At 37.7% G+C, this 21114-nt stretch carries 18 protein-coding genes; 4 read left to right on the top strand and 14 right to left on the bottom strand.

Translation table 11 applies throughout. The features are described from left to right. Nucleotides 1-60: 60 nt before the first annotated feature. From pcp to JZO71_RS06165, 4 genes are all read right to left on the bottom strand, one after another. A complete protein-coding gene (gene pcp, locus JZO71_RS06180; RefSeq protein WP_206898676.1) occupies nt 61-705 on the bottom strand; it encodes a pyroglutamyl-peptidase I in 645 nt (214 codons plus the stop codon). 16 nt (nt 706-721) lie between these two features. Beyond that, a complete protein-coding gene (locus JZO71_RS06175; RefSeq protein WP_206898675.1) occupies nt 722-1666 on the bottom strand; it encodes a DUF979 domain-containing protein in 945 nt (314 codons plus the stop codon). Nucleotide 1667: 1 nt separating this feature from the next. Further along, nucleotides 1668-2357, bottom strand: coding sequence for a DUF969 domain-containing protein (locus JZO71_RS06170; protein WP_206898674.1), 690 nt, complete (start codon nt 2355-2357; stop codon nt 1668-1670). Nucleotides 2358-2529: 172 nt separating this feature from the next. Continuing rightward, nucleotides 2530-3318, bottom strand: coding sequence for a TraX family protein (locus JZO71_RS06165; RefSeq protein ID WP_206898673.1), 789 nt, complete (start codon nt 3316-3318; stop codon nt 2530-2532). Nucleotides 3319-3601: 283 nt separating this feature from the next. On the opposite strand from JZO71_RS06165, the gene JZO71_RS06160 reads away from it, so the two are divergent. Next, entirely contained in the window at nt 3602-3922 is a 321-nt protein-coding gene (locus JZO71_RS06160) for a DMT family transporter (RefSeq protein ID WP_067485163.1), read from the top strand. Nucleotides 3923-4159: 237 nt separating this feature from the next. Here the strand turns inward: JZO71_RS06160 and JZO71_RS06155 are convergent, their stop codons facing one another. Next, nucleotides 4160-5587, bottom strand: a complete 1428-nt coding sequence (locus JZO71_RS06155; protein ID WP_206898672.1) for a basic amino acid/polyamine antiporter — start codon at nt 5585-5587, stop codon at nt 4160-4162. Nucleotides 5588-5795: 208 nt separating this feature from the next. Here JZO71_RS06155 and nrdI point away from each other — a divergent pair, with 208 nt between their 5' ends. Next, on the top strand, nt 5796-6251 hold the full coding sequence (gene nrdI / locus JZO71_RS06150; protein WP_206898671.1) for a class Ib ribonucleoside-diphosphate reductase assembly flavoprotein NrdI: 456 nt from the start codon (nt 5796-5798) through the stop codon (nt 6249-6251). Between the two features lie 325 nt (nt 6252-6576). On the opposite strand, the gene JZO71_RS06145 is transcribed toward nrdI, so the two are convergent. The 6 genes from JZO71_RS06145 to JZO71_RS06120 form a co-directional block, all read right to left on the bottom strand. Then, nucleotides 6577-8526: a glucose PTS transporter subunit IIA gene (locus JZO71_RS06145; protein ID WP_206898670.1), complete on the bottom strand. Its 1950-nt coding sequence runs from the start codon at nt 8524-8526 to the stop codon at nt 6577-6579. A gap of 13 nt (nt 8527-8539) precedes the next feature. Continuing rightward, nucleotides 8540-9436, bottom strand: coding sequence for an N-acetylmuramic acid 6-phosphate etherase (murQ, locus tag JZO71_RS06140; RefSeq protein ID WP_206898669.1), 897 nt, complete (start codon nt 9434-9436; stop codon nt 8540-8542). Then, a complete protein-coding gene (locus JZO71_RS06135; RefSeq protein ID WP_206898668.1) occupies nt 9423-10499 on the bottom strand; it encodes a DUF871 domain-containing protein in 1077 nt (358 codons plus the stop codon). Before JZO71_RS06135 ends, murQ begins: the two co-directional genes overlap by 14 nt. A gap of 158 nt (nt 10500-10657) precedes the next feature. After that, nucleotides 10658-11185: a histidine phosphatase family protein gene (locus JZO71_RS06130; RefSeq protein ID WP_206898667.1), complete on the bottom strand. Its 528-nt coding sequence runs from the start codon at nt 11183-11185 to the stop codon at nt 10658-10660. Between the two features lie 98 nt (nt 11186-11283). After that, nucleotides 11284-12789: an Lsa family ABC-F type ribosomal protection protein gene (locus tag JZO71_RS06125; RefSeq protein WP_206898666.1), complete on the bottom strand. Its 1506-nt coding sequence runs from the start codon at nt 12787-12789 to the stop codon at nt 11284-11286. A 252-nt stretch (nt 12790-13041) separates the two neighbouring features. Next, on the bottom strand, nt 13042-14160 hold the full coding sequence (locus JZO71_RS06120) for a glycerate kinase (RefSeq protein ID WP_206898665.1): 1119 nt from the start codon (nt 14158-14160) through the stop codon (nt 13042-13044). Nucleotides 14161-14316: 156 nt separating this feature from the next. Between JZO71_RS06120 and JZO71_RS06115 the strand changes: the two genes are divergently transcribed. Further along, nucleotides 14317-15258, top strand: a complete 942-nt coding sequence (locus JZO71_RS06115) for a 2-dehydropantoate 2-reductase (protein WP_206898664.1) — start codon at nt 14317-14319, stop codon at nt 15256-15258. Between the two features lie 58 nt (nt 15259-15316). Here JZO71_RS06115 and JZO71_RS06110 read toward each other — a convergent pair whose 3' ends face one another. Beyond that, a complete protein-coding gene (locus JZO71_RS06110; protein ID WP_242590450.1) occupies nt 15317-16243 on the bottom strand; it encodes a WaaS/CpsH family glycosyltransferase in 927 nt (308 codons plus the stop codon). A 236-nt stretch (nt 16244-16479) separates the two neighbouring features. On the opposite strand from JZO71_RS06110, the gene JZO71_RS06105 reads away from it, so the two are divergent. Continuing rightward, a complete protein-coding gene (locus JZO71_RS06105; protein WP_206898663.1) occupies nt 16480-17820 on the top strand; it encodes an amino acid permease in 1341 nt (446 codons plus the stop codon). Nucleotides 17821-18083: 263 nt separating this feature from the next. Here the strand turns inward: JZO71_RS06105 and nhaC are convergent, their stop codons facing one another. Further along, a complete protein-coding gene (gene nhaC, locus JZO71_RS06100) occupies nt 18084-19487 on the bottom strand; it encodes a Na+/H+ antiporter NhaC (protein ID WP_206898662.1) in 1404 nt (467 codons plus the stop codon). Nucleotides 19488-19871: 384 nt separating this feature from the next. Next, nucleotides 19872-21095, bottom strand: coding sequence for a M20 family metallopeptidase (locus JZO71_RS06095; protein ID WP_206898661.1), 1224 nt, complete (start codon nt 21093-21095; stop codon nt 19872-19874). Nucleotides 21096-21114 lie beyond the last annotated feature (19 nt).

Here is a 21114-nt window from a genome sequence, read left to right as displayed (position 1 = left end):
AAAGAAGCTGAGAACTAACGATTCGTTAGTTGCCAGCCTCTACTATTTGATTCCTAAATATTAGTGAGTCGTACCTGCATTACCAGAAATATCGTGCTCATTTTCAATTGCAGCTTCAACTGCATACGTTAATGAATCGGCAATATCATCTAATGACATAGATGCTGTACCTACTGGACGGTCAATTACTTGATCAGGTGAAAATGGCACATGGATAAAGCCACCACGAATTGTTGGAAATTCTGTATGAAGGACATGTAATAAACGATACATGATATCATTGCAGACAAACGTTCCTGCAGTATAAGAGATATACGCTGGTAGTCCGTGATCGTGAACATTTTTAGTCATTGCTTTGATTGGCAATGTAGTGAAATAAGCGGCTGGTCCATTTTCTTCCAATGCTGTATCAAACGGTTGGTTTCCTTCATTATCAGGAATACGCGCTTCTGCTAGATTGATTGCTACTCGTTCAAATGAAACAGCTGAACGGCCTCCTGCTTGTCCAACACAAATAACAATTTCTGGTTGATGTTCTTTAATTGCTTCTCTAACTACTTGGCTACTTTTGCCAAATACAGTTGGTACTTCTAATTTGATAATCTCTGCTCCTGCAATCTCTGCAGGCATTTTTTTTACAGCTTCATATGCTGGATTTACTTTATCGCCGCCAAATGGATCAAAACCTGTTACTAATACTTTCATCTTTTGTTCCTCCTAATTATTTAAATAAAATCATATAAGCAATTTGGAATACTAACATAAATAAAGCAATAAATAATTGATTTTTGATTACGCCATACTTGTCTTTCATTTCTAACATAGCGACTGGAACAATATTAAAGTTTGCAGCCATCGGTGTCAAGAGCGTTCCACAAAAACCACAAGTCAAAGCAACCATTCCAATCAGCGCTGGATTTGCTCCTTGACTAAAGACAAATGGTGCACCAATCCCAACAGTCATCACGGTAATTGCTGCGAAAGCATTCCCCATAATTACTGTGAAGACAACCATTCCCACTGCATAGATAATAATCCCAATATTCACGTTTCCTTCGGGCACAATCGTACCAACAGCATTTGAAATCACCGTTCCTACTCCTGCACTGGTAAACACCGCCCCTAATGAAGCAAGTAGCATTGGTAACATACTCAACGGGCCAACTGTTCCTAACATATCCGCTGCGTCATCTAAGAACGTGGTAGGCTGATTGTCGCGGGAAAAGAACATCAAGATTGCCATCGCTGCAAAGACGCCGACACCAACACCAACTAAAGCACCTAACTTAGTGAACAAGGCAAACAAAATTGCAAATATCCCAATACTTAACGCTGGAATAAAAATTTTCATTCCTAGTTTACTTGACATTTTTTCCATATATTCTTTTGAAGGCAAGCGACTGTCACCTTTGCTGACTCTTTTTGCAATGGCTGGAATCGTCATAGCAAAAATCAAGATACCACTTACTAGCGGTGGCAACCATCGACCAGCTGCAATCACGACACCTAATGTTGCCCAAAAAAAGGCTGAGCCATAACGATGCGGATTCGTTTTATCAAGTAGATTTCGTAGCCCTGTATAAACCAAGACTAGACCCATGATGATATATAAAATTTCAAGTAATTTATCACTTAATAAAATAGCAGGATTCGTAAAAAAATTCATCTTATTGCTCCTTTTCTTGAGAATAATATTTCTTCGCTAATTTCTTTTCTTTTAAAAAGAAATAAATACTAGAAACAACTAATGCCGTAAGGGCCACTGGTACTTCAACTAAGGCTAGTTGTCCTAAAGTCACCTCATAACCTAAGTCTTTCAGCGTTGATTGTACAAGCAAGGCACCCGCACCACCGATAAATAAAACTTGTCCAAAGAACCAGCAAATATTTTCCATAGCAGAGGCCATTCCTTTAAGCTCTTCTTCATGTTCTGGGTGAACTTTCAGACCTTTTGATTCAACTGTACCTAATGCCATTGGTAAAATAATTGGACGAACAAATCCTGCAACGCCCCCAAAGCTTACATTAAACGCAGCAAAAATCATCCGGAAAACGCCATAAATATCGATAATCATACCAGCTGAAACTTTTTTAAATCGTTGGATTAAAGTAGCAGCAGACTCTTTCAACCCATTTCTTTCTAACGTTCCGGTTGCTAACATGATAATAATAAAAATAGCCATTCCTCGATTATTTACAAAGCTGGTTCCTAATAATTCAAGCATGCCATTAATCCCTAACCCACCTGTTAAAGCAGTCACGACTAAAGCAACCATCACAATCAAGATTGAATCTAATTTTAGTGCAAAACCAATAATAACAATTAAAACGCCTAAAAGGCTAAGATAATTCTCCATTTGTTTTCCTCCCCCAAATGACAAGATATTTCTTAATTATAAAACAAATTTGGATGAAAATATAGTTGAAATCGAATGAAAAAACTTCAATGTGCAAAAATTCTGTCAATTAATTATCAAAATAAAAAAACTGTAATCAGTCGCTCAACGATTACAGTTTTTTACAAGAAATTTAGCCTACCAAGTAGAAGATAAAATAAATGATCCAAAGGTGGACAGGATAAAAAACATAGAAGAAATATTTATTCCATTTGCTACCTGTCCCACCTAATTGTCCATTATACAATCCAATTAGCGGAAGAACTGTTACCATCATAAATTCGTTATCAAAAGTTAAATATGCATACAAACTTTGATATACCGGCATCTGCATGTAACTAGAAATAGCTAGGCCAAGTAAAATCATAGTATAAACAAAAATCCCGATGAATAATTTACTTCTTTGTCTTTTTTCATTTAAAGCAAACATCATAAGCATCATTGGAATCAGGTAGATTCCTCCTTCTGAAGCTGCCGTGAGCATTAGCAAAACTAAAAATGTCAGAAACAAAATAGTTTTTTGACCCATGCTACTTTGTTTCATGACAGCTAGCACCCACATCATACAAAACAAAAGAAATAATGTAAGAAAAATATTATGTGGACCTAAAAACAAAAAGTAATTAGGCTGATGTGTCATGGGATCGATATAAGCGCCTGTCAGCAATTGATACACGACATTTCCACTTGCTGTAACAAGTGCTGCCAAGCCCAAACGCTTCGCATACTTTGATCGGCTCCGTGTATGCCTAAACCCTTCTACTAATAGAAAAACAAATAATGGCGCAACAAATCTTCCTAACCAAGCTACCCACAAGGGAAAGCCTAACTGTGACCCAAAATAACTATTTACGTGATCCACGGCCATAAAAACAATTGCTAACCATTTCAATTGAAAACTATTTATTCCTGTAAAAGCCACTCTTGAACCTCCAACGATTTTCATTATTTAATAGCATTTATCAAGTATACTAAGTAGTAAGAGATGCCACCATTCTAAGAACAATTATTTCTCTTACAATTTTGTTGGATCGTGTTTTTTTATCGTTAGAAATGCCAATGTATTTAAAATGTGCTATACTGGCACTATCAATCGAATACAAAGCTGCCACCGGGTAGTATATGAGGATGATCATTCCGTTAGGTCTTTGAAGGAATGGTCCTCCTCTTTTTTGTGTTCAAAATTTTAGAAAGGAGCATTGGCTATGGCATGGTTAGAATTAATTGTAGCGGGAGTTCTAGAAGTATTTTGGTCAACAATGATGAAATGGAGTGATGGCTTTTCAAAAGTCAATTATTCGATTTATACGATTATTGGCATGATTGCCAGTTTTTATTTTTTATCAAAAGCCATCAAACACCTACCAATGAGTTTATCTTATCCTATCTGGACAGGGATTGGGGCACTGGGTTCTGTTATTATCGGTGTTGTCTTGTTCCATGACAAATTGAATACAGCAACTTGGCTTTTTGTCGGTCTTTTATTGATTAGTATCGTTGGCATCAAAATGACAAGTGGGCATTAAAAAGGAAGAAAAAATGAATTGAGTCAATTTGCGTACGTTACGTCAAAAAAATAGCTGTCATTTTTATTGATTTGTATTACGCTATTAATAAGTGTGCGAGTAAATTGGCTCTTTTTAAAGAAAAAAGAAGGTAACTAAGGTTCTTCTACTTAGCTACCTTCTTTATTTATTACTTCAAAACTTTCTATTCATGACTTCATGACTATTTTTCATTCACTTTAAAGCACTTGCTGTCAACTACACATGAAGTCTTCCTGTTCCAAATAAAATCAAAGCTACAACACCTACTAAAGTGACCAAAATCAACAAGAAGCGATCGATTTTCACATGATCGACTGGTTGTTCCTGCTCTTTTCTAGCTTGAAGATAGAAGTAAATACCTGGCAAGAAAAGAACTAAGACGAGCATGACTTCATTAAAGGCAACAACAAACATTGCCCAAACTTGAAAGGCACTTGCTAACAATCCAATCAAAAATTGTCCAATTTCACGACGTTGATAAGACAGCTTCATTTGATACAATCCAAGAAATAACCACGTAAAGAAAATTGCTGCCGTCCCCAAAGTATACGCAAAATTATACGCGCTATCCGTAAATAAAAGTGATAACAAGAAGACATTTGTACATAACGTTGTTAAAACAATTGCGAAAGTCGGCGCACCTTGCGCATTTACCTTACTCCAACTGGTTGGTAACAGACCATCTTGTGCCATATTACGCATTGTTTCTACTGGCAAAATCGTCCACGAAAGCCATACACCAAATAAAGAAATGATCAAACCACCATTTATCACTATGGCGCCCCATTTACCAACCATTTTCTCAAACACATACCCCATAGCTGGTTGTGTTTGGATCGATTGAAGTTCTTTCATGGGCATCGTTCCATATGGAAGCATGGAAACCAACACGTAAATCAAAATTAAGCCCAGAATTCCTAAAATCGTTGCTTTTCCAACATCTGATTTTTTCTTTGCACGCGAACCAACAACAGACGCTCCTTCAATTCCAACAAAAACCCAGAGCATTACCATGATACAACTTAAAATTTGACTTGAAAATGGAACAACTTGTCCATTGGCTGTCAAAATAATATCACTTGAAAAGTTTGCAATAAATTGTTGAATCGAGAACGTACTGATTGCTACAACAATGAACAAAAAGAGTGGCACTAATTTACAAATCGTCACGATTGCATTTACGATACTCGCATTTTCTACGCCACGATTGACCAACCAAGCATATCCCCAAAGTAAAAGAGTGCTCATCACCACGGAAGGAATATTTTGACCACCAGCAAATACTGGGAAAAAATAGCCCAACGCACTCATCAGTAACGTTGCAAAGGCAACATTTCCTAACCAACAAGTCAGCCAATAGCCCCAGCCACTGATAAATCCTGCAAACCGACCAAAGCCCGCTTCTGCGTAGCTAAAGATTCCGCCTTCTAAATCCGGTCGTTTCTTGTTCAAATTGTTAATAGACAAAGATAACATCAACATTGCCGAGCCGACAAGTAACCAACTAAAGAGCGCTGCACCTCCTGCTGAACCTGAGATGTCCGTCATGATACCAAAAACGCCGCCTCCGATCGCCGAACCAATGACCATGGCAGCTAATGGAATTAGCCCGATCCCTTTTTTCTGTCGCTCTATCTCATTCATGCAAGTATCCTCCAAATAAAAAACCGCTTTTATCAAATTATAACAAACCACTGTTGCTTTTCGTCATTTCATCAAAACTCTCACAAAATTATTATTTTATACATTTTTTTCTAATTATTCACATAACACCGCATAAACATTCTCCTTTTTCTTCCTTCTGTTCCCTGAAAAACATGCTATACTAAACAGACGAATAGGAGGAATTCAAATGAACATTTTATATATCTCAATCTCTGGTAATACGCGTGCTTTTGCTCGTCACTTGATGGAATATGCGAAAGAACAACATCAAACAGATAACACTTTACCTGAAATCACGCTGAAAGAAATTCATGAAAATAGTGATTTTGAACAAGAAACTGAACCCTTCTTTACATTTGTTCCGACTTATTTGGAAGGCGGGAACGGAGTTGATAATGGTGATACTGAAATTTTGACTGAAACGATGCGTGAATATCTAGAATTTCAAAATAATTATCGCTATTGTTTAGGTGTTGTTGGTAGTGGCAACAAAAATTTCAATAACCAATATTGCTTAACAGCGAAACAATACGCGCAACAATTTGGCTTTCCTTTCTTGGCTGATTATGAACTACGTGGCACACCAACTGATGTGGCACAAATTTATCAAACATTGACACAAGTGTTTATCGACAATCAATAAATCAATAAACTAGAAGAACATTGATTAAGTAACAAACTTAACCAATTAACGATAAAAAGAATCGCCCAACACCGCTTATGAAAGCGCCGTTGGGCGATTCTTTTCTTTGTTGCTTGTTGGAACTGCTGTACGTTTGTTCGGGTTAAAAAATTTGAGTAGCTTCTCAATTATTTTTTGGAGCGAACTGCTTGGAGCCACAACCTTATCTACGGTGTTCTCCAAGCAACTCCTCGAAATAATTCACAACTGGTCAAAAATATGAAAAGCTATTTCTGTCAGTTGCTCATTATTTTTTTGGAGCTGACCGCTTAGCGCCACAACCTTCTTACACCGTTTTCACATCCATCACAGCTGTCTTAGCTTTCATTTCACCCGTTTTTTCCAGAACAAAATTTTCCACATGATCCATATTTGTCAAAAGAACCATCATCGACGTTTCTTTTCCAGCAGCTTTGATTGCATCAAGATCAGCATTTGCTACCAATGTATCAGTCGTAACCTTTTGTCCTTCTGTCACTTTCACATCAAAAGGCGTACCACCAAGATCAACAGTATTAATCCCCATATGAAGTAATACTTCGATTCCATTTTGTGTGGTAATCCCAATTGCGTGTTTTGTTGGGAAGACAGATTGAACTGTGCCGGCAACTGGAGAATAAATTTGACCGTTAGTTGGTTCAACGAAAAATCCTTCACCCATCATCTTTTGTGCAAAGACAGGATCACTTGCTTCTTCTAATGATAAAACTGTTCCATCAGCAACAGCTGTCAATACAACTTCATTTGTTGTTGCGTTGTCACTTGTTTCTTCTACTAATGCTTCTTTTTCTAATTGTTCTTTCGGAATTCCAAAGAAGAATGTTGCCACAAATCCACCTGCATAAGCTGCAAGTAAACCTAAAACATAGCCCCACCATTTACCATCTGAAATTAATGGAATCAATGCCGCACCTGAAGGGCCAATAGCAATCGCACCAACATTACCAATCATTCCAATCACTGCACCACCGATACCTCCACCAATACATGCGGTGATAAATGGACGACCAAGTGGTAAAGTCACACCATAAATCAGTGGTTCACCAATCCCTAAGATACCAACTGGTAAAGCACCTTTGATCATTTCTGTTAATTCTTTATCTTTTTTACAACGAATCCATAAAGCTAACGCTGCACCAACTTGTCCGGCACCTGCCATCGCAAGAATTGGAAGCAATAGTGTACGACCTGTTTCATCAATCATTTGAACATGGATTGGTGTCAAAATTTGATGTAACCCAAACATAACCATTGGTAAGAATAATGTTCCTAGAACAAACCCTGCAAATGCTCCCCCGACATTTAATACCCAATCGATTCCGCCAACCATGCCGTCTGAAATGAAACCAGCCAATGGCATAATCAAGAAGATTTCCACTAAACCAATTGCGATCAGAGATAACGTTGGTGTCACGATGATATCAATTGAATCTGGTACCACTTTGTGCAATTTCTTTTCTACTATTGAAAGTAACCAAACGGCAAAGATGACGCCAAGAATTCCACCTTGACCTGCTGCCAAAGCTTCACCAGTAAATAAATTTTTCAATGGGGCTTCTGGATTCATTCCAGTTAGCATCACAACAGCACCAATTACCCCACCAAGAGTTGGCGTTGCACCGAAAACTTGTGCTGCGTTAATCCCTGTGTAGATGACTAAGTAACTGAACATTCCGTTTTTCAGGATATTCATTACATCGATATATTGTTGCCAAGTTGCTGCATCAAGACTTCCTGCTGTGACTAAGTTAGCCAATACAGCAGCAATCCCCGCAACAATCCCAGTTCCAACAAAAGCAGGAATCATTGGAACAAAGATATTAGAAATATCTTTTAAGATTGATTTGATTTTCGATGGTTTTTGTTTTGATTTTTGTGCTTCTTTCATTGCTTGTGCTCGCTCATTCACCAAATCTTTGCCTGAATTTGCTGAGTGTTCTGCCGTAGCATGCTCCGGCAATTTTTCGCCTAGTTTCACACCTGCAAGATCAACCATTTGCTGAGCAACTTTGTTTACTTTCCCAGGGCCGATGATTACTTGTAGTTGTTCATCTTCAACAACACCTAAGACACCTGGAATCGCTTTTAATTTTTCTGTGTCAACGAGTTCATCATCTTTGATTTTCATTCGTACGCGTGTCATGCAGTGGACAATGCTTTCAACATTGTCCATTCCACCAGATTCTTCATAAATACGTTTTGCTAATTCTTCTAAAGTCAATTCATTTTTAGCCATCAGTTGCTCCCCCTTATAAGGTTCCTTTTACAAAACCATTTGCCTCAACTAATTTGTCCTGTGCCGTTTCTTTGTCACTATTTGTCAAAATCATAACGATTGCTAATTTAACATTTTGTTCCGCTTCATTAAAGTATCGCGCAGCTGTTTCATAGTCAACTTCTGTTGCTTGCATGATGATTCGTTTTGAACGTTCCACTAATTTTTCGTTGGTTGGTTTAACGTCGACCATTAAATTATTAAAGACTTTTCCAATACCGATCATGCTAATTGTTGAAATCATATTCAAAATCAATTTTTGGGCTGTTCCAGACTTCAGACGCGTTGATCCAGTCAAAAATTCTGGTCCAGCATCGACTTCGATTGGGAAATCTGCATGTTTACTGATTTCAGCATTTTTATTGCAAGAAATCGTTGCAGTTACTGCACCAATTGAACGTGCATAATCTAAACCGCCAATGACATAAGGTGTGCGTCCGCTTGCGGCAATCCCGATGACCATGTCATTTTTCGTTAAGTTTAAATGAATCAAGTCTTCTTCGCCAAGCTCGAATGAATCTTCTGCACCTTCAACAGCCACGGTCATTGCTGCTTCACCACCTGCGATTAAGCCAATCACCATTTCTGGCTCAACACCAAATGTTGGTACACATTCTGCTGCATCTAGTACACCTAAACGACCACTTGTACCTGCACCCATATAAATCAAACGTCCACCTTTTTTAAATGAGTCGATCGTGTGGGCAATCACTGGTTCAATACTTCCTAGTTCTTTTGCAACTGCTTCTGCGACTTTTTGATCTTCGCGATTCATCAGCTCAACCGCTTGGGTTACGCTCATCTCATCTAGTCCAAATGTTTCTTGGTTTCTACGTTCTGTTGTTAAGTTCTCTAAATTAATTTTGCTCATCTTTTCTTCCCTCTTTACGAATTAGTTGATAGTTGACACCTGCATGAATCTGTTGAATCAATGGTAAGTCTTCTGCAATCACTTGAGCCACAACATTCACTTTTTCATCTGCTGGTAAATTTCTTTTGATTACTTGAATCTCACCCATGTAACGAAGATAATTCTCATTGTCGATCGTAACGCTTCCGACTGTTCGTTCAATTGTTTGATTAGGTAAAATTTGTGGGATTTTCTTAAATCGTGCGTCAGCACTTCGAATGACATCTCTTGCTTCGTCTTGGCGATTAACGTGAGTTCCCAGGACTAATGCACTCAATTTTTCATCAATTACTTCTACTTGTAATGAAATCATTTGTTTATTTTGATAAGTTGCAAATTGTTGTTGAACGCTTTCTGATAAACCTGCATCACCAATGTAAATCAAATCCGTTTTGCACTCAGCTAACTCTAAAGCTGCTGCTAATGGATGCACACCACGATGTTTTTCTAAAGTAGGTAACCCTTGATATAAAGGACCTCGTAAATCAGTATCACCAGCAACAAATCCCTGAATTGTAAAGCCTTGGTCAGCTAACCATTGATTTTTTTCTTGATACCATGATTTAGCTAAGCCCGTTTCTGGACGTGGATAGTAATTGTGCCACGCTTCAAGATTAGAAAAATCCGCTTGATAACTTTTTAACTCGCTAATATCTTCTGGTGTGATTGTGCTGGCATTTAAACTAATTTTCAACTGATGTGACCAATCAGCAATCTGTTCATTAGATAATTCATAGTCCATTCGTAAGCCAGTTACACCGATTTCTTTTAGTGGTGTCAGATCAGTGAAAGAAAATCCGGCTCGCTTCAACGCATCACCTGAAATATCCACCATTAGTTCTAGGTGATTTTTTTTTGCTTCCTCCCCCAGTTCTCTTAGACGTGCTTGATAAGCACTGACATCATCTTCTGGAATATGCATCGAAGTAAAGATCCCAATAAAACCGCTAGTTGCCATTTTATGAATATACGCTTTCTTTTGCGGAGTTAATGGCTCATTCATAAATATTGAAAACCCAAACATGTTCATCCCTCACTTTATGTATCCGTCTTCATTTCTATGAACAGAGTATAACGCTTAAGAAATGAAATTTCAATACTTTTATAAAAATAATTAAATTTTATTTCTTAGATAGGTAAAAAAATAGCGTGACTATTCTCTGTCACACTATTTTCATTCATTTAGTTATAGGATAATAATTCGGTATTTTCCACAAAGAAATCAAAAAATTTATCATTTGGCATTGGCGTAAAATACGCATTGATTGCCCGAATCAACGCATTATGACAGACTAACAAATAAGTATTTTCTTCATCTGCTAGGCATTCTTGCAAAACTGGCACAACACGCGCGTACATATCAAAGAGTGATTCACCTTCCGGAAATCGTACCCCAAATTCTAAACGTGCTTCTTGAAATATCGTTTCATTGCTAGGCATGCCATCATATGCACCAAAATCCATTTCCATCAAACGTGCATCAGCTATCAACGGTAACTCTACTTTATCAGCAACAGCTTGTGCTGTATCTTTTGCTCGTTGTAACGGCGAATGAATGATTTTAGTTACTGGTACCTCTAGTGTGGCAACTTTATCTGCTAATGCGTTTGCTTGCTGTCTTCCTTTTTCTGTTAAAGGAACATCTGCTCTCCCGCAAACAAGTCCTTGAACATTCCAAGTAGTTTCTCCGTGCCTAGTTACATATAACATCTTATAAAACTCCCTTTGCTCTTTGTCTTTGATTTTTACAAACTACCTACAACATACCAAAAGCTAGCAATAACGTCCACCTTTCAAGAAAGCAAGAACTAGTTGAGTGGCGTTAAAGTAATCACTTGATTCGCGACTTTCTTCAAGAAAGTTTGGTCGTGTTCCACAAAGAGCATTGCTGGTTTTACTGTGAGTAATAATTGTTCTAGTTGTTCTTGATTGAACACATCTAAATAATTCAATGGTTCATCCCAAATATACAATTCAGCAGGTTGCGCTAACGATTTTGCTAGCTCAACTTTTTTTCGTTGGCCCATACTCATTTGTTCGATTTTATTATGAAAGACTTCGCGTTCCATACCTAATTTTCGTAAATTATTCAAGAAAGCTTGATAGTCCACTTGATTTTTTTCAGCAAAGTCACTAAGTGTTCCACGATTATCTTCATAATTTTGGCGCACATAACTGATGCGGAGATTCTGAGGATAACTCACTTTCCCATCAGTAATTCCTTGAAATTGATTGAGTAAGTAGTAAATTACTGAAGACTTTCCAGCACCATTTGGTCCTGCTAATGCAACTCGTTCCCCCTGCTCAACCGCAAAACTAATTTTTTCAAACAATGGTGACTCATAGCCCACTTGCAAATCTTCAACACTCAACAAACGCTTATGATAGGAAGGCTGATAATTCATTGTCAACGCATCGATATATTCAATATCTTTTAACAATTTTTCTTTTTCACCAATCTGGGTTTCCATTCGATTGACGATTGCCTTTGAACGTTTCATTGTTCGAGCAGCATCTGCACCAATTGCTCCAAGATTTTTTCGGCGATCTTCCGTATCAACAAATCCAACACGCTTCTTCGTTTTATCGCCTTCACGTGAACGAGACCATTCTGCTTTTTCTGCCGCTGTTTTTTTCAATCGACTAACTTCTTTTTTTATTTTTTCATTCTGTGCCAATTCAAATTCATCACGAAGGCGTTTTTGTTCTTCGTAAACAGTAAAGTTTCCTTGATAGAGCTCTAACTGTGTTTTTTCAATTGCCAATACATGATCCACTACTTCGTCAATAAACGTTCGATCATGACTAACCACAATAAATCCTTGATGTTTCTTCTTCAAGTATTTTGCTACTTGTTGCCGACCGGCTAAATCTAAATGATTCGTTGGTTCATCAATCAAAGGAAAATGCGTTTCATCTACAAATAACAATGCCAATAAAACTTTTGTTTTTTCTCCGCCAGAAAGAGTATCAAATGGACGCCATAATATTTCCGGATTTGTTCCCATCAAATTCAATTCTCGTTCAATTTCCCAAATCTCAAAGTCAGTCACATCATTCAAGACATAATAAGTTAAGCGACTAGTATCTTGTGTTTTTTGCGGAAAATAGACAAATTCTTGTTGATGAATGATTTGTCCTTGATAAGGTAATTTGTTTTGTAAAATCGTTAAGAGCGTTGTTTTACCACGTCCATTTCGGCCAATCAATCCTAATTTCCATTGTGTATCAAAGTTTAAGTTTGCTTCATTAAAAATAGTTGTTTCTTGGTTATCATAACCAAAAGTCAGTTGTTTTATTTCAATTTTAGACATCAATCATTCACCTCGTAAAAAAAGACCAGTCCTATTCTCAGAACTGGTCACAAAGGTATGGGCACAAAAAAAGACCCTCCATTGAAAACTAGCCAATCCTGAAAATCTGCACACTGCTCCCTTGTCTTTTCAAGGTACAGTCTGAATGCAGCTTCAATCAATTGACTTATTTTTTCAATGCACGGATCCCTCACTTTGGTTTATTTGTCTTCTACGTTAACACAGAGTTGAAATTTTTGTCAATCAAAAAAATTAACGTCGGATAAGTTGACAAATATTTCCTGCCAAAATAGCAATATTTTCCATCGTTCGCTCATATTCCATTGCTTCACGTAACCGAATTGTTCCTAATTGAATACTAAAAACAGCTGGCAAATAGTTAGTTAATTCACCTAGATTCGGCTGGCGACTACCACAAAAAGCAACAATCGGTTTATCGTATTTTTTTGCTAACACGGCTACACCATAAGGAACCTTTCCATGAATTGTCTGTTGATCAATTTTCCCTTCACCCGTCACAATCAAATCTGCCTGTTTTACTTTTTCTTCTAGTCCAATCATTTGACTCACTAATTCAAAACCATTAATCATCTGTGCCCCAAGTAAAAATAACGCACCACCTATACCGCCAGCTGCCCCGCTTCCTGGAATTTTTTCAAGGTCAATTTGATATTCCTTGGACCATTGTTCCGCTAGTTTTTTTGCCTGTTTATCTAAAAATTCAATTGTTTCAGATGACGCTCCTTTTTGTTTTCCGAATAATCTTGCTGCTCCATATTCACCGGTATATGGACTAGTTACATCCGCAGCAATTCGTAATTTTGTATGGGAAAAGCGTGTTTTACTTGCTTGAAGATCGACTTTTTTCGTTGTAAGCAATGGGTTACCATCCGTTACACCTTCCAGCTTTGCACCTAAAGATTGCAGTAAACCCAACCCACCGTCCGAACAGCCACTGCCACCTAGCGTAACAATTATTTCATCGACTTGTTGCGCTAGTGCGTCCTTAATCAATTCTCCTAATGCAAAGCTGGAAGCTAACTGAATCGTTTGATTGGTTACATGTTCCAATAAATCAATGCCAATTACTTCAGCTGACTCAATCACTGCGATTTTTTTCCCTTGCCACTGTGTAATCAAATAGTGACTTTCATGTTTTCTAAATAACAAATCGATTCCAGAGAAATTTTGCCATTTTCCACCTAGCGCGTGGAACAAAGCCTGCGCTGTTCCTTCTCCGCCATCTGCAATAGGGACGTTTACCAACTGGTCAGTTGACTGAACAGTTTGCCAACCTCGAGCAACTGCTTGATTTAATTCAAATGAAGTTGCGCTTCCCTTAAATGAATCAATTGCAACTAAAATGTTCATTTCTTTCGCCTCCTAATGTACTATTTTTAGTTCCTCTTTCTTTTAGTTAGACACTTTTATTCGTTTTTATCAAACAAAACAATCCTAATTTTGACACTTTTTCTATATACTAGAATAGAACTGTTTAAGAAACAAATTTCAAAGGAGAGAATTGACATGAAAATTGCTATCGCTGGTGCAGGCGCTATGGGTAGCCGGATCGGATTAATGCTTCATCAAAGTGGGAATGACGTGATTTTGATTGATCGTTGGCCCGCACATATTGAGGCTATTCGCAAAAATGGTTTGGTTGCAGACTTCAATGGAGAAGAAATTGTTGCCAAAATTCCTATTTATTCACCTGAAGAAATGATTGAAAGTCACACACAAGTCGATTTGATCGTTGCTTTAACCAAAGCAAATCAATTAGATGGCATGTTTCATGCCATTCAATCAATCATTACTGAAAAAACTCACGTTCTTTGTTTATTGAATGGCTTAGGACATGAAGACGTGTTAGAAAAATATGTACCTAAGAAAAATATTTTATTTGGTATCACGATGTGGACTGCCGGGTTGGATGGACCAGGAAAAGTAACTTTATTAGGAAATGGTGAAATCGAATTAGAAAACCTTGAACCTGAAGGCGAAGCGTTTGCACATGAAGTCGTTCACATTTTTGACGAAGCAAACTTGAATCCTGTTTATAGCCGAAATGTTCGTTATTCGATTTGGCGTAAAGCTTGTGTCAACGGTACGTTAAATGGCTTATGCACGATTTTAGACTGCAACATCGCTGGCTTTGGGGAACAACCTGTCGCAAATGCGATCGTTGAAACGATTGTAGCAGAATTTGCCGCTGTTGCCGCTGAAGAAGGCATTCAACTTGACCAACCAGAAGTCAACGAGCACATTGCAGCAACTTATGATCCTACAAATATCGGTCTTCATTATCCTTCAATGTATCAAGATTTAATCAAAAATCACCGTCTGACCGAAATCGACTACATTAACGGCGCTGTTTGGCGTAAAGGACAAAAATATGGTATACAAACACCCTATTGTGCTTTCTTAACGCAACTCGTTCATGCAAAAGAAGGTCTTTTGGGAGCAAAATAGAAAAAAGAGCGTAAACCAAGTGGCTTACGCTCTTTTTAGTGTATCTATTTAATTGCCCTTACTTTTTCAATCTTGCCAACAAATTTGCTCGGTACTCGTAACGCTCAAAAAGTGATTCATCAATAGTTAAGAAACGCTGTGCCCAGTTTGGCGCATCAAAGAAATCAAGAATTTCTGGCGCAATTGGTTGATAAGCTTGATTAAGGAATGCGGGTAGCTCATCCAACGACCGTTGCGACAATAAAAAGATATTATCTGGATGATAGCATTGATAATCAAAAATCACATCGTTTCCAGTCACTAATTTCTTCTGGAAGTACATGGATTCAAACGTTCGCAATGTCACACCCTGTTGTCCTGCACGCAACAATTCTAAAATTCCTCGGCTTTTTGCCACTAATCTCAAATATTCCGAATAACTTAAATAACCAGCTTGTTCGTTACCTCTCAACGGTAAAATAAAATAATTAGTAGTCACACCTCTTGACGAAAATTCTTCTTGATACTGTTTTGCAATTTCCTTTCGACCATTGTCAGTCGCGCCAAAGAATAAATCTGTTGTGCTTCGTTCCTCCGGTAATTGGACATTTGCAGAGTAAAAAGAGCTGTTATGTTTTAAACCTAACGTATGTGCTTCCAACGCATCAAAATGATAGACTTCATCAATTGCTGATTCATTTTGTATTTGCCTCAATAATTCATAATGTTCCTCTTTAAAGTGATTCCAAAAAAAGACGACAATTTTTGCACGTGTCAATGGACGAACTTGCACAGCCATCGCTACCTCAAATCCAAAATCCAAAAAAATAATCAGTTGGTATTGGCGAAATTTAGCAGCATTTAGTTGCAGGAACTGTTCATCAAATAGCTCTTTCCCAGAAATCACTTCAAATGAGTCGATGAAGGGAAAAAAATATAAGTTTTTGTCTTTCGCAACAAGTAAAATTTCATGATTGTCAGCCATTTCATTCTCCTCACTTTCCATAAAGAATTTTCCTAATCATAGCTCTTATAGAAATAGAAAAGCGAATATTATGCTCTGAATTGATAAAATTAATCTCTCGTTTATCAATTCTTTTCGTTTTTATCTTTTAATTTTATGATGATTTGATTAAAGTATCCAAAGAAATTTTTAGAATAGTTGAAATTGTCAGAATATTTGGTATTATTAAGCAACGTTATTTTTCATTCATGAAATATGTATAGAAAAGAGGTTGTTTTATGGAAAATACAAAACTAAAAAAACAAATGAGTTCACGTCATATTACAATGCTGGCATTAGGTGGCGCGATTGGTGCAGGTTTATTTAAGGGAAGTGGTGAAGCAATCAGCATCGCAGGTCCTTCCGTTTTACTAGCATTTGCTATTGGTGGAATTGTTTTATTTATTGTTATGACTGGTTTAGGAAAACTTGTCTTAGATGGCGAGAACCAACATGGTTTGTCTGGATTGATCCGCCCTTATCTTGGTGATCACTCTGCCGACTTTATTGACTGGGTATACTGGTCACTATGGATGATCAATATTATTGCAGAAGCTGTAGCAGCAGCATCTTTTTTACAACTTTGGTTTCCTAATGTCCCTGCTTGGATTTTCGTATTGCTTTTAGCGTTTCTCACAACATTGATTAATCTTTATTCTGTGCGACTTTTTGCTGAAACAGAATATTGGTTAGCTTTTGCTAAAATCAGTGTCATTATTGCACTCATTCTTTTTGGTCTTTATTTAGTTGGACAACAGATGTTTGGACATGGCGTTTTCCCCACTCTACAACAAATGACGAACCACGGTGGCTTTACTCCACAGGGAATGAAAGGGGTCATTAGTTCTTTATTAGTCGTGATTTATTCTTACGGTGGTTCTGAATTGATTGCTATTACGGTTAGTGAAGCAGACGACCCTAAAAAAGCCATCCCAAAAGCGGTCAAAGGTGTGATGGGTCGAATCGTTTCCTTCTATATTATTCCTTTATTTTTACTGTTGATCATTTTCCCTTGGAACACACTTGCTAATAGTAACGTGAGTCCTTTCGTAATGGTTTTTGAAAAAATGAATATTCCATTTGCTGCGGACATTGTCAATTTCGTCATCGTTCTAGCTTTGTTTTCTTCTATCAATTCAGGCGTCTACGCGGCTTCACGTACACTGTTTTTCCGATTGAAAGACAAAAAAGGCGCTGCAAAAACATTTGCGGTCTTAAATAAACATCAAGTACCTCAACGTTCAGTGTTCTTTTGTACCAGTGTTCTTTACCTTGGTGTCATCCTTTCTTACTTTGTTGGTGATGAGTTATTTGGTTATCTAGCGGGCTCACTTTCTTATACCGTATTAGTCATTTGGCTGATGATTGTTTCTGCTGCTTTTGCTCTTTCACTAAAGAAAGGTACTTTGTTCGATAAAAGTCTCAATTTTTTTGCGTTAGTTGCATTGTCGTTAATCTTCATTGGTATCCTAATGACCAATATACTTGGTGTTACTTTATTGACTGCTTTACTTTACTTAATTATTTTCTTTAGCTATCGAAAACCAAAGGAGCCTTTAGCCTTATCTGATAAATCCTAACAAAAAGGAAGGTAGGACAAACCTTTTGTCATACCTTCCTTTTTCTAATGGGTGGTGTTCAAGAAACAACTTCTCGCAATAAGTTTTACTTGCATCAATAGATGAGAGACTATTTTTATAAAGTTGTTCCTTATTGCTTGAAGCTAATCAATCGGAGCCAAACCTTACTAGATAATTAGAGGGTAAAATCAACCTCTTTTGATTTTACCCTCTAATCTTATTTTTCACGGCCTATTTCTTCCTGTTTTTTAAATATGCCGCTCTTATTCAGAAACTAATTCTGACTCATCTTCTGGTTCAATTTTTGAAATGCCTAAACCAGTAAACGCACTCACCATTGAAAAGACTGGCGATAATAAACTAAAGAAAACAAATGGTAGGTACGTTAACGTTGGAACACCAAACGTGCTTGCTACGAAACTACCCGCAATCCCCCAAGGAACCAAGTAGTTAATAACTGTTCCACCATCTTCCAGTGTTCGTCCTAGAACAGTTGGGTCAAGTCCAGCTTTTTTGAAGGTATCTTTAAACGCATTCCCTGGCAAAATAACTGATAAGAATTGTTCACCAATGAAAACATTGACTCCAATACTTGTTAACAATGTTGTAAAAATCAATTTTGGTGTGCTGGTCATTCGCTTAGAAACAACATCCATCACAGTTGAAATCAACCCAAATTCAATTAACAAACCACCAAGTGATAAGGTCAAGATGATCAATGCAACGGTCGGCATCATACTTTCGATCCCTCCGCGGCTTAGTAACGCATCAATTTGCTCATTCCCAGTATTTGCCACAAATCCTGATTCAATTACAGAAGCTAATTGATTCACAGATGTTTGTGGATTTTGAATAAAAATCATTCCTACTGCTACAGCAATATTCAATAAAATGGTTAAGATGGCTGGTACCTTGCGCCAAGCACATACTAACATTAAAACAAGTGGAATCAATGACCAAAATGAAATTGTAAAATTAGCTTCCAGCGTAGCTGTGACTTCATGGATAGCTGAAAGACTTGCACCTTTATCCGTGTGTCCCAAGAACATGAATAAGAAAAACGAAAGTACGAATGCCGGAACAGTTGACCACATCATATGTTTGATATGTTTAAATAAATCTGCATCGACAATCGCTGCTGCCAAGTTCGTTGACTCTGACAATGGGGACATCTTATCTCCAAAGACAGAACCAGAAACAATGGCTCCCACGACTAAAGCTGGACTTAGACCTAGCGTTGTTCCGATACCGAAAAAGGCAATACCAATCGTTGACATAACTGTAAAAGCACTACCAACTGCACTCCCTACGATCGCACAAACGACAAAGACAGATGGGACAAACCATTGAACACTGATCAAATCAAACCCAATCACCATCAAGGTTGGGATAATTCCCGCTTGAATCCAAACTGCGATCAATGAACCAACTAAAATAAAAATAAAAATTGGAATAATTCCTGGCTTGATTCCATTAATAATTCCCTCATGCAACCATTCTGAAGGGTATTTCTTTACAACAGAGTAAATCATGACCATCCCGATAGCTGCTAAAATGGCAATATTTGGTGAGATTTTCAATCCCACTACCCCAACTGCAATGCTCAATACGACGACTGCTAATACTAATGTTGCTTCTACAAAACTCGGATTTGCTTTTTTCTCCATGATAATTTCTCCTTTTTTAGTTAAAAATATTAGGTACTAAAAAAGAAATAATATCGAATCATCCCGCCACAATTCATTTTGGCTTCCTCCTCTGGCTAAAAATAAAAAGACCCGTTTTCAACTAAGGACGAATTGCTCCGCGGTACCACCTTAATTAAAAACAGATCTGTTTTTCACTTTAAATAACATATTTTATTGTTTGAACTTTTCATGTAATTCGTTAACAAGGCTTGATCGGTTCGCAGCAACCACCGACTTTCTGAACAAAACACCTCTGTTACTACTGTTGAAAAGATGACTTTCATGAAGTTTACATCCTCAAGAAAAATTTGTCAACAAAAAAATCTGATTTATTTTTCTTCACTCAAAATAAAAGATAACATTTTAGAAAGAAGAGCCCTGTTTTTTCTTCTTCGCAAGCTGTTCTTGATGCTCTTTTTTGATAGTAGCTAATGTTTCTGGTTGTTGAAGCAAATCAAGTGCTGTCTTCGCTAAAAGTTCTGCTGCAATCGCAATTGATGCTAATCCTTTTTCACTTCTTGCTGCTGCTTTGAATTCAGTTGAATGCCCTGCAATATACGCATCAGAGATGGAGACAGTTGGTTGAATTGTCGGGATCACCTGACTAACATTTCCAACATCAGATGAACCTAAACTTGTACGTTGTTGTGTTTCAATTTCTTCTTCTGGAATCCCCAATTCTTGAAGATGATCAAAAAAGAGAGCATCAAACGATGGCGTAACCACCACATCATCTACTGCATTTTGGAACAATCCAAATTCATAAGAAGTTCCAGTGCTGAGTGCCGCACCTTTCACGATATTTTCAACTTTTTGATAAACTTCATTCAACGTTTCACGGTTAGCTGCTCGCAAATAGAAACGTCCAGCTGCATATTCAGGTACAACATTAGCAGCAACTCCACCGTCTGTAATAATGCCATGAATATTGACATCTTTTGGTAAATGTAACCTTAAGCCGTTGATCCCATTGAACACTTGAATCAACGCTTCAAGTGCATTGATCCCTTTTTCCGGTGCTCCTGCAGCATGGGAAGCAACCCCGTAAAATTTGATATCAACTGGATCATTTGCTAAAGATTCTGTAGTTTTTCCATAACGATAGGCTGGATGAACACAAAGCGCTGCATCCACATCTTCAAAAAATCCTTCCCGAACAAAACTTCCTTTCGCTGAGCCATTTTCGCCGCCTTCCTCACCAGGCGTCCCATAGACTCGAATCTCTCCGCCAAATTCATTGATCCATTCTTTTACTGCGCTAGCCGCTAATACTGAATACGTTCCAAATAAGTTGTGTCCACATGCGTGACCAATGCCTGGTAATGCGTCAAATTCGGCTAAAAAAGCAAGGGTTGGACCAGGTTTTCCTGAAGCATAGCGAGCATCAAAACCTGTTCGATGACCTGCGACTTCTTTTTCAACAGTAAATCCTTCTTTTTCCAGTTGTTTAATCAACGCCTCTGAGGAGAAAAATTCATAGTTACTGACTTCTGGATGATCGTGGATCGTTAAGGCGAGCTCTTGATATTCTGGTAATCTTTCAGTAATAAATTCTTTTACAGATGTTGTCGTTTGTGTTGTACTCATAAAAAATTCCTCCCTTAGT

The organism is Candidatus Enterococcus courvalinii (assembly GCF_017315945.1).
Taxonomy (GTDB): domain Bacteria; phylum Bacillota; class Bacilli; order Lactobacillales; family Enterococcaceae; genus Enterococcus_B; species Enterococcus_B courvalinii.
Note: the sequence above shows the minus strand (reverse complement) of the source record. Positions and strands in the feature narration are given on the sequence as shown.

Excerpts from the sequence above, each read along its gene's own strand:
- JZO71_RS06145 (WP_206898670.1), bottom strand. The coding sequence starts at position 8,526 with ATGGCTAAAAATGAATTGACTTTAGAAGAATTAGCAAAACGTATTTAT.
- JZO71_RS06115 (WP_206898664.1), top strand. The coding sequence starts at position 14,317 with ATGAAAATTGCTATCGCTGGTGCAGGCGCTATGGGTAGCCGGATCGGA.
- JZO71_RS06105 (WP_206898663.1), top strand. The coding sequence starts at position 16,480 with ATGGAAAATACAAAACTAAAAAAACAAATGAGTTCACGTCATATTACA.
- murQ (WP_206898669.1), bottom strand. The coding sequence starts at position 9,436 with ATGAGCAAAATTAATTTAGAGAACTTAACAACAGAACGTAGAAACCAA.
- JZO71_RS06130 (WP_206898667.1), bottom strand. The coding sequence starts at position 11,185 with ATGTTATATGTAACTAGGCACGGAGAAACTACTTGGAATGTTCAAGGA.
- JZO71_RS06135 (WP_206898668.1), bottom strand. The coding sequence starts at position 10,499 with ATGTTTGGGTTTTCAATATTTATGAATGAGCCATTAACTCCGCAAAAG.
- JZO71_RS06125 (WP_206898666.1), bottom strand. The coding sequence starts at position 12,789 with ATGTCTAAAATTGAAATAAAACAACTGACTTTTGGTTATGATAACCAA.
- JZO71_RS06155 (WP_206898672.1), bottom strand. The coding sequence starts at position 5,587 with ATGAATGAGATAGAGCGACAGAAAAAAGGGATCGGGCTAATTCCATTA.
- JZO71_RS06160 (WP_067485163.1), top strand. The coding sequence starts at position 3,602 with ATGGCATGGTTAGAATTAATTGTAGCGGGAGTTCTAGAAGTATTTTGG.
- JZO71_RS06110 (WP_242590450.1), bottom strand. The coding sequence starts at position 16,243 with ATGGAAAGTGAGGAGAATGAAATGGCTGACAATCATGAAATTTTACTT.
- JZO71_RS06170 (WP_206898674.1), bottom strand. The coding sequence starts at position 2,357 with ATGGAGAATTATCTTAGCCTTTTAGGCGTTTTAATTGTTATTATTGGT.
- nrdI (WP_206898671.1), top strand. The coding sequence starts at position 5,796 with ATGAACATTTTATATATCTCAATCTCTGGTAATACGCGTGCTTTTGCT.
- JZO71_RS06175 (WP_206898675.1), bottom strand. The coding sequence starts at position 1,666 with ATGAATTTTTTTACGAATCCTGCTATTTTATTAAGTGATAAATTACTT.
- JZO71_RS06095 (WP_206898661.1), bottom strand. The coding sequence starts at position 21,095 with ATGAGTACAACACAAACGACAACATCTGTAAAAGAATTTATTACTGAA.
- pcp (WP_206898676.1), bottom strand. The coding sequence starts at position 705 with ATGAAAGTATTAGTAACAGGTTTTGATCCATTTGGCGGCGATAAAGTA.
- nhaC (WP_206898662.1), bottom strand. The coding sequence starts at position 19,487 with ATGGAGAAAAAAGCAAATCCGAGTTTTGTAGAAGCAACATTAGTATTA.
- JZO71_RS06120 (WP_206898665.1), bottom strand. The coding sequence starts at position 14,160 with ATGAACATTTTAGTTGCAATTGATTCATTTAAGGGAAGCGCAACTTCA.